Raw genomic sequence first — 10,826 nt, 5'->3', positions numbered from 1 at the left:
CATCTAAAAAGCCTTATGGTTACAGTTAAATGTACGAAGAAAGGAGCAGAAAAACCGAGGTTTTCTACTCCTTTTTATTAACAATTAATCCTTAAAAAAGACTTTTTCAGTGCCCTCTTTTTTTTATGCTGGTGTTTTTTGTGACTGCTAAAAAACGGCAGTTACTCTTTGGTAAAAGGCACTTTCTTGCCATCTGGCCATATCATCTCCAGGCCCGTTTTATTTTCATTAAATTGAAACGTAATTCCCACTTGTTTTGATTCGAAAGTATCTTTTGCAATTCGTTCAACAGTAAACTTTGGATAATCCGTTATTGCAGCAAATAAAACATTATTCTTTTCTGAAAATACAATTTTTATCGGGGAATTTTTATTAGAATAGGTTCCTAAATATTCATCTAAGATAATGTCGATATCAATCATACCTACGGATGATGTCCAAATGTTATTGCTTTCATTGCTATCAGGAAGTACATGATCCGGATCGATCGTAATACTTTCAATTTCTTCAGTAGAATTATGCTTGAAATCCCAGTCTATATTTTTTTGCCAGATTTCTACAGGCAATTTTACCCGGGTTACGTTTCCGCTCTTCGTTTTTATATCTAAAACTACCGGCATTGCCATCTTTTCGAAGTTTTCAATTGAAATAATAACGCCTTTTTTCGGATCATTTTTTATATATTTTATCGCGTTAATTCCTTGGTCTAAACGCCAGTTGTATTGAAACCAACCTCTCCAAAACCAACTTAAATCTTCTCCCGCAACATTTTCCATAGTTCTAAAGAAATCATCCGGAGTTGGATGCTTAAATGCCCAACGTTCGACATACGTACGAAAAGCCAGATCAAAACGCTCCGGACCTAAAACCTGCTCACGCAAAATGACCAATCCGGAACTAGGTTTAAAATAACATAAAAGACCAATATTAGCCTCTTTCATATTATCCGGTGAACTCATAATCGTTTCTAACTTTGGATTGGTAAAGGCTTCTGCCCGCTGGTGCAAATCCGTAACTTTCTCTTTGTATTCCCCATTGTTAAAATCAACAGAACTCAATGAATTAATAAAGGTATTGAATCCTTCATCCATCCATGCAAATAAACGTTCGTTTGAACCTACAACCATTGGAAACCAGTTATGACCAAATTCATGATCAGTAACGCCCCATAAATCTTCCCCTTTAGATTCCCATCCGCAAAAGACTATTCCCGGATATTCCATTCCGCCTTCATTTCCAGCCACATTTGTAGCCACCGGATAAGGATATTCGAACCATCTTTTTGAGTAATTTTCAATTGATGATTTAGTATATTCTGTTGCCCGTCCCCAAGCATCATTACCTGCACTTTCTATCGGATATGCTGAAAGTGCCAGTGATTTTTTACCGCTGGGTAAATTAATTTTCGCGCCATCTAAAATGAAGGCTGCAGACGATGCCCAGGAAAGATCTCGTGCATTTTTAATTTTATAATGCCAGGTCTTTTCCGTTTTGGAAGCAGTTTTACTTGCGGCAGCGGTAACTTCCTCAGCAGAACGAATGATTACCGTTGCATTACTTTTTGCAGCTTGCGCCAAACGTTTTTGTTGTTCCGCAGAATATACTGCCGCAGGATTTAACAATTCGCCTGAACAAACTACAATATGATTCGACGGAGCAGTAATATTCACATCTAAATCACCATATTCTAAATAAAACTCAGAAGCTCCTAAATAAGGATTCGTATTCCATCCCCGTACATCATCATACACACACATTCTGGGATACCATTGTGCTATGGTAAATATTTTACCATTCTTAGTCTGCAATACTCCCATTCTATCTGAACCTTCGTTAGGTGCTATAAAAGAAAAATCAATTTTAATTTTTACAATTCCACCCTTAGCATTTAGTCCTTGAGGAATAAAAACCTGCATTCTGGTATCAGAAATTATATATTTGGCAATTGCTTCTGTCGTCTTTCCCTTATTATAGGAAATAACTTTAACCGATTTTATTTTATGACCTCCGTCAAAAATTTGACCCTGAGCTCCATTTCGGCTCCCTGTAATAGGAACAACTGCATTTCCTCTTGAATCTGATTTAAATAAATTTTGATCCAGATTCATCCAAACAAAATTCATTTTGTCCGGACTATTGTTTGTATACGTGATAATTCCAGATCCGGTAATTTCATTTTTTTGATCATCCAGTCGCGCCGTTAATTGGTAATCTGCTCTGTTTTGCCAGTATTCCGATCCGGGCTGACCACTTGCTGAACGGGTACCTGTCCCATTTTTGGTATAAAAAAACGGAGCAAAGGCATCATGGTAATCATACTTTGAATCTTCGTTAATAGTTCCATTTGCAGGAGTTTGTTGAGCCCCAATAGACGAAACTCCCAGTAATAAAGTCAAATGTAATATGACTCTGAAGCGACTGTTTTTCATTTTATTTTTAATTTATATCACAAATAAATGAAAAAAAAGAGAATTCTAAACTAATTTCAAGAAATTTGGCTAAAATTTAAAAAAATTAAATTAATTGTAATACCAATTATTATTAAAATTATAAAATACAGTTACCATCAAAAATCAATTTTTAAATTAACTGGAACCTATTTTGACTCCACTAATTAAAAACGCGAAGCTAACGGCTGAAATTAACCACCCGGGAGCCGAATTAGGCTTTTTAAAGAATACTATAAAAGAATACATCTGGGAAGTAAATCCTGATTTTTGGGGCAAGCACTCTCCTGTTTTTTTTCCTATTGTAGGTACATTAAAGAACAATTCCTATCAATACAATACTAAAGAATATCATTTATCCATCACGGTTTTGCCAGGGATATGGCATTTGAATTAATTGAAAAAAAAGAAAACAGTGCTGCTTTTTCGATACAGTCTTCTACAGAAACGCTACAAGACATCCATTTGCATTTAAATTACAAATCACTTACACTTTGGAAGCAAATACCTTGCACATTAAATATGAAGTTATTAATAAAGGAGCATCACAAATGCCTTCTATTGGTGCACACCCAGCATTTGCTTTGCCCGGAAATTTTGAGAACTATGCGTTTGCATTCGAAAAAGAAGAGCCGCTGAAATACTATCTTCTGGAAAATGATTTGATTTCTAATAAAACTAAAAAATTAGCGGTTCAAAACAAAACTATTCCATTGACCTACCAATTATTCGAAAATGACGCTCTAATTTTTAAAACAATAGCATCAAAATCGTTACAATTAGAAAATGAAAAGCCAGCTTTAAAAGTGCATTTGAAAATTTTCCAAGTTTAGGAATTTGGACAAAAATGAATGCATCATTTCTTTGTATAGAACCTTGGTTTGGTTATTCTGATAGTGACGAAAATTCCAGAAATCTATTTGAAAAAGAAGGAATTCAAATTCTGAATTCCAGAGAAAGTTTTGAAGCAAAATTCAGTATTGAAATTTAACCACGAAAACTATTTCTAAATTTGGATACTGAACTACTATAACCGAAGTTTGCAAATAAATTAAACTATGCGAAATTTACCTCTTTTATTAACCTTTATATTTTTAACATCAGCTTGTTCCAGCTATAAAGTAACCGACGATTCTGTTTTTCCTTCAAAAAAGGAAAAACAGTTATATATTAAATCTTACAACCAAACATTAAAATTATGGGACGTTCCGTTTGAAGAGACAGATGTGATGACAAGTTACGGTATGGCACATGTCATCATCAGTGGACCAAAAACTGGTGAACCTGTGATTTTATTCCATGGTACAGATGCGAGTTCCACCATGTTCTTTCCTAATATAAAAGATTTCAGCAAAAGTTACAGGGTATACGGGATTGACTTTATTTTAGAAGCGGGAAAATCAGTAACAAACTACAATAGATTGAGCAATAAAGAAACTGCTATTTTCTATAATGAGATTTTTGAGCATTTCCACATGAAAAATATTAATTTGATAGGGGTATCAAGAGGCGGCTGGATGGCCACCTATTTAGCCGTACTGCCCGATAATAAAATTAAGAAAATAGTTTTACTGAGCCCTGCACAAACCTTTGGAGGCGTTGAAAATTTATGGCAAGTCCTCTCTGCAATAAAGCTTAAATTATTTCCAAGCGCAAAAAACACAATTAATTTTTTCAATTCATTTTCATTCAGACCGGATAAAATTAACAGCGTCTTTAAAGAACAGCTTTATCTGGCCTATAAATATGGAAACAGCAAACCCCGATTGTTAAATATGCTTCAGTTTTCTGATAAGGATTTAAGATCATTAAAAATTCCTGTTCTCGTTTTGATTGGCGATCATGATATAGTGAATAGTGAAAAAATATTCAAAAAAGCACACAAATTACTTCCGAATGTTGAAACAGCAGTTATTAAAGATGCAGGACATTTCTTATCAATTGATCAGTCCGAAATTGTAAATAAAAAAGTTGTAGAATTTTTAGATAAAAACCAATAAGGTAAACTTTACCCCTTCCCTAATATCGAAACCGAAGGCTATTTGCCAACGCAATTTATACAGAGCATCTATCGTGTCTGCTCTAAAATCAAATAAATTGAAAATAAATTCAAACGCTCTTTTATTTTCTCTATCATAAAATTTTATCTTTCTTAATTTCAGTTTTGATTTTAGTTTTCCTTCTTTAACCTCGACTTCTATAATTTCATCACATTTTAGCTTTTCTAAAAACTTGTGATCATGTGTTGCTGCGGCTGTAAACCAAACTAAATTCCTTTATTCCTTCCTTATTTTTACCACTAAGAGACTTTCTGCAACACAATTTAAAATATCTTTAAACAAGCTAATTGTCGTGTTATCTACAATTTTAACATTTTTACCTAGGACATCTGGTCTTTTATTATCGAATCCTCTATTAAAAAAATCAGCTGTGCGAAAACCAATTTAGTTGAAAAATACTTATTTTTGGCTATCGTCTTTTTAATTTTGCAAAACTAAAATGCGATATTTCTATAGAAGCCATTAATTTGGCGTCTTTTTTATCGGACAACGATTAAAATTATAAAATACATTTACCATCTAAAATCAATTTACAAATTAACTGGAAACTATTTTGACTACACTAATTAAAAACGCGAATCTCACCGCGGAAATCAACCACTTTGGAGCCGAATTATGCTCTTTAAAAAACAATAAAAAAGAATACATCTGGGAAGGAAATCCTGATTTTTGGGGCAAGCACTCCCCTGTCTTATTTCCGATTGTGGGTACCCTAAAAAATAATTCCTATCAATACAATGACAAGGAATATCATTTATCACGTCATGGTTTTGCCAGAGACATGGAATTTGAATTAATTGAAAAAAAAGAAAACAGTGCTACTTTTTCAATTCAATCTTCGGAAGAAACCATACAAGTATATCCATTTCCATTTGAATTGCAAATTATTTACACATTGGAAGAAAACAGTTTGTGCATTGCCTATACTGTTATTAATAAAGGAGCATCACAAATGCCATTTTCTATTGGGGCACACCCGGCATTTGCTTTGCCTGGCAATTTTGAGAATTATGCACTCGCATTCGAAAAAGAAGAGCCCCTGCACTATTATCTTTTGGAAAATGATTTGATTTCTAATACCACAAAAAGATTAGGAGTTCACAACAAAACCATTCCATTGACTTACCAATTATTCGAAAATGATGCCTTAATTTTTAAAACATTAGCATCAAAATCATTAACGATTTTAGAAAACGAAAATCCTATTTTAAAAGTGCATTTTGAAAATTTCCCTAGTTTAGGAATTTGGACAAAAATGAATGCACCGTTTCTTTGTATAGAACCTTGGTTTGGTTATTCCGATACCAACGGAAATTCAGGAAATCTATTTGAAAAAGAAGGGATTCAAATTCTGGACGCAGATAAAACATTCCACTCTGAATATAGCATCGAAATTCTTTAATTGTAAAAAAGTAATAAAATATGTTAACTATAAATTTTAATCCATTTCCAAATCTGGAAACCGAGCGCTTAGTATTAAGACGTATTGATGTGAATGATGTAAATGAAATTTTCACTTTACGTTCCAATCCGGAAACCATGAAATATATTCCCAGACCTTTAGTAAAAACTACTGAGGATGCTTTGGATCACATTGCAATGATTGATGCTAAAATCGAAAATAACGAAGGAATCAATTGGGGAATTACCCTTAAAGACAATCCAAAACTGATTGGCATTATTGGTCACTACCGAATAAAACCTGAAAATTATCGTGCTGAAATTGGTTACATGCTGCTGCCTGAATTTAACGGAAAAGGCATCATGCCTGAAGCTGTTAAAGAGGTTGTTAATTATGGTTTTACAGTAATGCAGCTTCATTCAATTGAAGCTATACTTGATCCTGAAAATTTTGGTTCCGAAAAGGTACTGCAAAAAAGTGGTTTTGTAAAAGAAGCGTATTTAAAAGAAAATGAATTTTACGACGGGCGCTTTTTAGATTCCGTTATTTATTCTATTTTGAATAAATAATGCGCTTTATTTCCTGAATATTTTTCAGTTTTTTTTTTTACAAATCATAAAAATTCATTAAAATTCAAAATAGGAAATTTCTTAAACCAAGTTATTTATATATTTGCAGCCCAAACCTAACCTATAATGAAAAAAACGCTTTTAATCTTTGCTCTTTTATTTTCGATTTATTCACAAAGCCAAACCTACGTAAAGGTTAATGCCTTAACTACTTTGTTATCAATTCCAAATGTAGGTATTGAAACCAGTATTGGAAAAAAATCCACTTTTCAATTTGACATTTTGGCTTCACCATGGAAATCAGTAAATGGTAAACCGAGACAATTTTACACTTTTACACCAGAATACCGGTATCATTTTAAAGAAAAATACAACGGCTTTTATGCGGGAGCCCATATTGGAGCCAGCATATTTAATTTTCAAAAATGGAACTATTTAAACACGGATAAATATGAAAAAGGTGTGGGATATTTCATAGGCTCAACCATAGGATATCAGGTAAAAATTAATGAGAAATTTATGCTGGATTGTTTCTTGGGTGGCGGATGGCATCAGGGTTTTTATAAAGGATATTATATAGGCACTGACGAACGCTACGAAACGGCTAAAAAATATAACAAAAGCGGAGAATGGATCCCATACAGAGGTGGCGTAATGGTTTCTTATAAACTAAATTAAACCTATTTCCGAAATTTAGGCAATGATTTTAAGTACAGGTCTTCCACCTGTTTTCTAGCCCAATCTGTTTTTCGTAAAAAAGTCAAACTGGATTTTATGCTTGGATTTTCCGTAAAGCATTTCACTTTTATCAGTGCTCCCAAAGTATCAAATCCATAATATCCAACAAGTTGTTCAACAATTTTTTGCAGTGTTATTCCGTGTAAAGGGTCTTTTGAGTTCGAATTTTCCATTTTGCAAATTTAAGTATTTATATAAAAACAATTGGTGTTTCGTAGATTTGTTTCTACCTTTGTATTCCTATGCTGAAAACAATAAATATCTACAATAAAAGAGCCAAATTCGACTATGAAATAATCGAAACATTTACTGCTGGAATTGTTTTGGCAGGAACTGAAATTAAATCCATTCGATTAGGAAAGGCTAACATCACGGAAAGTTTTTGTGAATTTAGTAACAATGAACTTTTTGCAATCAATACATACATTGAAGAATATACTTTTGGTAATCAATTCAACCATAAAGCCAGAAGCGAACGCAAATTACTTTTGAATAAAAGAGAATTGAAAGGATTAATTAAAAGCGTTCAGGCCAAAGGACTGACCATCATTCCGTTGAAATTATTCACTAATGAAAAAGGGATGGCTAAACTACAGATTGGCCTCTGCAAAGGGAAGAAAACCTACGACAAGCGTGAATCGCTAAAAGAACAAGATACCAAACGTGATCTTGACAGAATAAAAAAATCATTTTAAATTAAACTTTAGGTCTTTTATACTGTTTTTTCAACAAAATAAATGACTGAACTTGTCAAGACAGTTTAAAACATTCCTTATAAAATGAAATCACTGCTCAAAAATGCAAGAGAACAAAAAGGACTCAAGACCAGAGAAGTGGCTCAACTTTTAGGAATTGATCAGGCATTGATCAGTAAATTTGAAAGCGGTACCAGAAAGCCCACCAGAGATCAAGTTTTAAAACTAACAGCTTTACTTGAAATAGATTTAGAAACCATAATGATAGCCTGGCTGAAAGAAAAAATTATTTATGAAATAGGGTCAGATGAATTTGCGTTAAAAGCATTACTGGCAGCTGAAGAAGAAATAAGATATCAAAACAAAACGGCTAAGAAAAAGGTATCCGCGTCATTGCAAAAAATTTTAGACGAAATAGATTCTTTGAAGACAAAGTTGGATTCTTTTAGCGCGCTTGACAGGTATCGCGTCAACAGGGCATTAGAATTAGAATACACTTTTGAAAGTAACCGTATCGAAGGAAATAGCATGACGCTTCGGGAAACTGATTTGGTTATTAATGAAGGTTTGACTATTTCGGGTAAAAGTATGCGGGAACATCTTGAAGTAATTAACCATCAGGAAGCTATTGCTTCCATTAAAGATTTGATGCAAAAAAACACCTCCCTAAATGAACGAGAGCTGCTTGCCATTCATAATCTTATTTTACGAGGTATTCATCCTGAAGATGCTGGTCGCTATCGAAAAGTACAGGTACCGATACCGGGAAGCAGCTACTTGCCGGTCCAACCTTTTCTGGTTCCCAAAGAAATGGAAGTTTTTTTTATCTGGTTTGACACCAATAAAAACAGTCTTCATCCTATCGTTTTGGCTGCTGAAGTACACGAGCGATTAGTCACCATTCACCCATTTCTCGATGGAAACGGCAGGACTTCACGCTTGGTTATGAATTTAATTTTGTTACAGCATGGCTACATCATCGCTACTATAAAAGGTGATTCTGATACTAAAACACACTATTATCAAGCACTGGAAACGGCTCAAACTAAAAACAATAAAGAAGATTTTTTGTTATTTATAGCTCAAATGGAAAAAGAGAGCTTAGTTCGTTATCTAAGTAGTATTGGTCAATAAAAAACCCGCTAAAAGTAGGTTCTGTTTTAATTTCTATCTTCTAATAACGGAACAAAGCGGAATTCACCGAACTCGTGTTTCTCGAATTGCGTTTCATTTTTTCTAATTAATAAAGTCATAATTTGTACCTCTTCCCCTAACGGAATAACCAACCTTCCTCCTATTTTTAACTGCGCCATCAAAGGCTGAGGAATAAACGGAGCTCCTGCAGTTACAATAATACTATCAAAAGGTGCATAACTTGGTAATCCTTTGTATCCGTCTCCAAAAGAAAGATGTTTGGGACGAATACCCAACTTTGGAAATAAAACAGCTGTTTTCTTAAACAACTCATTTTGTCTTTCTACTGTAAATACTTTGGCCCCCATCGTACACAAAACGGCCGTTTGATAGCCTGAACCTGTTCCTATTTCTAAAATTTTATGTTCTTTTTTAACTTCTAATAATTGCGATTGGAAGGCGACAGTATAAGGTTGCGAAATGGTTTGGCCTGCTCCAATGGGAAACGCTTTATCCTGATACGCATAATCTTCAAAGCTGGAATTTAAAAATAGGTGTCTTGGAATTTTTTTGATCGCATCCAAAACACTTTTATCAATAATGCCTTTTTGTTCTAAAACGCTTACTAATTGATTCCGAAGTCCTTGATGTTTGGCTGTGTCTTTCAAAATTTGATATTTTATTTTGGTAAAAATAGAAAACAATTTCTAATTTCAAATATTGAAAATTGAATTTAAAATACATTAAATAATTGTTCATTATCAATAAAAAATTAATCAATTTATTGCTATTTTTGTACAAATTACATAATTATGCTGAAAATTGGAGTATTAGGTGCCGGGCATCTGGGAAAAATACATTTGCGTTTATTACAACAATCAGAAAAATATGAATTGGTCGGTTTTTACGATGAAAATTTCGAAAATGGAGCCAAAATTGCGACTGAATTTGGTTACAAACAATTTGACACTATAGCCAAATTAATTCACGCCGTTGATGTTATAGACATCGTTACTCCTACGCTTTCTCATTACAAATGTGCTAAAGTTTCCATCAAATCGGGAAAACACGTTTTTATTGAAAAGCCCATTTCGACAACTGTTGAAGAAGCTGAAGAAATAATCGCTTTAGCCAAAGAATACAATGTTAAAGGACAGGTGGGTCATGTGGAACGATTCAATCCCGCATTTATTGCAACCAAAAACATGATCGAGAATCCGATGTTTATTGAATCACACCGTTTGGCGGAATTCAATCCTCGTGGTACGGATGTTCCGGTAGTTCTCGATCTGATGATTCATGATATCGATGCTATTTTGAGTGTTGTAAAATCTAAAGTAAAAAACATTAGTGCCAGTGGTGTTTCGGTAATCAGTGAAACTCCGGATATTGCCAATGCCCGAATCGAATTCGAAAATGGTTGTGTCGCAAATTTAACTGCAAGCAGAATTTCGATGAAGAACATGCGTAAATCCCGTTTCTTCCAGAAAGATGCCTATATCTCAGTTGATTTCCTTGAAAAGAAATGCGAAGTGGTAAAAATGAAAGACGCTCCGGAAATTCCTGGTGATTTTGATATCATTTTACAAAATGCGGAAGGTGTAAAAAAACAAATCTATTTTTCAAATCCGGATGTGGAACAAAACAACGCTATCCTTGACGAATTAGAATCATTTGCTGATGCAATCAACAACAACACCACCCCTGTTGTAACATTAGAACAGGCAACAGAAGCTTTAAGAGTGGCATACCAGATCATTGATTGTTTTAAAAAATAAATA

At 33.8% G+C, this 10,826-nt stretch carries 13 protein-coding genes; 10 read left to right on the top strand and 3 right to left on the bottom strand.

Annotated elements, in window-relative coordinates:
- Nucleotides 1–161 precede the first annotated feature (161 nt).
- Nucleotides 162–2,429 carry a M1 family metallopeptidase gene (locus ACNQGH_RS16170; RefSeq protein WP_417957063.1) on the bottom strand — a complete coding sequence of 756 codons (2,268 nt, stop codon included), beginning with the start codon at nucleotides 2,427–2,429 and terminating at the stop codon, nucleotides 162–164.
- Nucleotides 2,430–2,601: 172 nt separating this feature from the next.
- On the opposite strand from ACNQGH_RS16170, the gene ACNQGH_RS16165 reads away from it, so the two are divergent.
- The 7 genes from ACNQGH_RS16165 to ACNQGH_RS16135 all read left to right on the top strand — a co-directional run bounded on the left by ACNQGH_RS16165 (nucleotide 2,602) and on the right by ACNQGH_RS16135 (nucleotide 7,156).
- Nucleotides 2,602–2,844 carry an aldose epimerase family protein gene (locus ACNQGH_RS16165; RefSeq protein ID WP_417957062.1) on the top strand — a complete coding sequence of 81 codons (243 nt, stop codon included), beginning with the start codon at nucleotides 2,602–2,604 and terminating at the stop codon, nucleotides 2,842–2,844.
- Nucleotides 2,845–2,929: 85 nt separating this feature from the next.
- On the top strand, nucleotides 2,930–3,280 hold the full coding sequence (locus ACNQGH_RS16160) for an aldose epimerase family protein (protein WP_417957064.1): 351 nt from the start codon (nucleotides 2,930–2,932) through the stop codon (nucleotides 3,278–3,280).
- 14 nt (nucleotides 3,281–3,294) lie between these two features.
- Nucleotides 3,295–3,438, top strand: coding sequence for a hypothetical protein (locus tag ACNQGH_RS16155; RefSeq protein ID WP_417957061.1), 144 nt, complete (start codon nucleotides 3,295–3,297; stop codon nucleotides 3,436–3,438).
- A 67-nt stretch (nucleotides 3,439–3,505) separates the two neighbouring features.
- Nucleotides 3,506–4,447, top strand: a complete 942-nt coding sequence (locus ACNQGH_RS16150; RefSeq protein WP_417957060.1) for an alpha/beta fold hydrolase — start codon at nucleotides 3,506–3,508, stop codon at nucleotides 4,445–4,447.
- A 613-nt stretch (nucleotides 4,448–5,060) separates the two neighbouring features.
- Nucleotides 5,061–5,909 carry an aldose 1-epimerase family protein gene (locus ACNQGH_RS16145; protein ID WP_417957059.1) on the top strand — a complete coding sequence of 283 codons (849 nt, stop codon included), beginning with the start codon at nucleotides 5,061–5,063 and terminating at the stop codon, nucleotides 5,907–5,909.
- A 20-nt stretch (nucleotides 5,910–5,929) separates the two neighbouring features.
- Nucleotides 5,930–6,478, top strand: a complete 549-nt coding sequence (locus ACNQGH_RS16140; protein ID WP_417957058.1) for a GNAT family N-acetyltransferase — start codon at nucleotides 5,930–5,932, stop codon at nucleotides 6,476–6,478.
- Between the two features lie 126 nt (nucleotides 6,479–6,604).
- Entirely contained in the window at nucleotides 6,605–7,156 is a 552-nt protein-coding gene (locus ACNQGH_RS16135; protein WP_417957057.1) for a DUF3575 domain-containing protein, read from the top strand.
- 2 nt (nucleotides 7,157–7,158) lie between these two features.
- Here ACNQGH_RS16135 and ACNQGH_RS16130 read toward each other — a convergent pair whose 3' ends face one another.
- Entirely contained in the window at nucleotides 7,159–7,389 is a 231-nt protein-coding gene (locus tag ACNQGH_RS16130) for a VF530 family protein (protein ID WP_417957056.1), read from the bottom strand.
- 69 nt (nucleotides 7,390–7,458) lie between these two features.
- Here ACNQGH_RS16130 and smpB point away from each other — a divergent pair, with 69 nt between their 5' ends.
- Together smpB and ACNQGH_RS16120 are read left to right on the top strand one after the other, a co-directional pair.
- Entirely contained in the window at nucleotides 7,459–7,911 is a 453-nt protein-coding gene (smpB, locus tag ACNQGH_RS16125; RefSeq protein ID WP_035671685.1) for an SsrA-binding protein SmpB, read from the top strand.
- Between the two features lie 84 nt (nucleotides 7,912–7,995).
- Nucleotides 7,996–9,045: a Fic family protein gene (locus ACNQGH_RS16120; protein WP_417957055.1), complete on the top strand. Its 1,050-nt coding sequence runs from the start codon at nucleotides 7,996–7,998 to the stop codon at nucleotides 9,043–9,045.
- A 26-nt stretch (nucleotides 9,046–9,071) separates the two neighbouring features.
- Here the strand turns inward: ACNQGH_RS16120 and ACNQGH_RS16115 are convergent, their stop codons facing one another.
- Nucleotides 9,072–9,713, bottom strand: coding sequence for a protein-L-isoaspartate(D-aspartate) O-methyltransferase (locus ACNQGH_RS16115; RefSeq protein WP_417957054.1), 642 nt, complete (start codon nucleotides 9,711–9,713; stop codon nucleotides 9,072–9,074).
- A 144-nt stretch (nucleotides 9,714–9,857) separates the two neighbouring features.
- On the opposite strand from ACNQGH_RS16115, the gene ACNQGH_RS16110 reads away from it, so the two are divergent.
- A complete protein-coding gene (locus ACNQGH_RS16110) occupies nucleotides 9,858–10,823 on the top strand; it encodes a Gfo/Idh/MocA family protein (RefSeq protein WP_417957053.1) in 966 nt (321 codons plus the stop codon).
- Nucleotides 10,824–10,826 lie beyond the last annotated feature (3 nt).

Origin of the sequence: Flavobacterium kochi, from assembly GCF_048286715.1 — a bacterium.
Lineage (GTDB): Bacteria > Bacteroidota > Bacteroidia > Flavobacteriales > Flavobacteriaceae > Flavobacterium.
Note: the sequence above shows the minus strand (reverse complement) of the source record. Positions and strands in the feature narration are given on the sequence as shown.

Excerpts from the sequence above, each read along its gene's own strand:
- ACNQGH_RS16170 (WP_417957063.1), bottom strand. The coding sequence starts at position 2,429 with ATGAAAAACAGTCGCTTCAGAGTCATATTACATTTGACTTTATTACTG.
- ACNQGH_RS16140 (WP_417957058.1), top strand. The coding sequence starts at position 5,930 with ATGTTAACTATAAATTTTAATCCATTTCCAAATCTGGAAACCGAGCGC.
- ACNQGH_RS16135 (WP_417957057.1), top strand. The coding sequence starts at position 6,605 with ATGAAAAAAACGCTTTTAATCTTTGCTCTTTTATTTTCGATTTATTCA.
- ACNQGH_RS16130 (WP_417957056.1), bottom strand. The coding sequence starts at position 7,389 with ATGGAAAATTCGAACTCAAAAGACCCTTTACACGGAATAACACTGCAA.
- smpB (WP_035671685.1), top strand. The coding sequence starts at position 7,459 with ATGCTGAAAACAATAAATATCTACAATAAAAGAGCCAAATTCGACTAT.
- ACNQGH_RS16155 (WP_417957061.1), top strand. The coding sequence starts at position 3,295 with ATGAATGCATCATTTCTTTGTATAGAACCTTGGTTTGGTTATTCTGAT.
- ACNQGH_RS16120 (WP_417957055.1), top strand. The coding sequence starts at position 7,996 with ATGAAATCACTGCTCAAAAATGCAAGAGAACAAAAAGGACTCAAGACC.
- ACNQGH_RS16150 (WP_417957060.1), top strand. The coding sequence starts at position 3,506 with ATGCGAAATTTACCTCTTTTATTAACCTTTATATTTTTAACATCAGCT.
- ACNQGH_RS16110 (WP_417957053.1), top strand. The coding sequence starts at position 9,858 with ATGCTGAAAATTGGAGTATTAGGTGCCGGGCATCTGGGAAAAATACAT.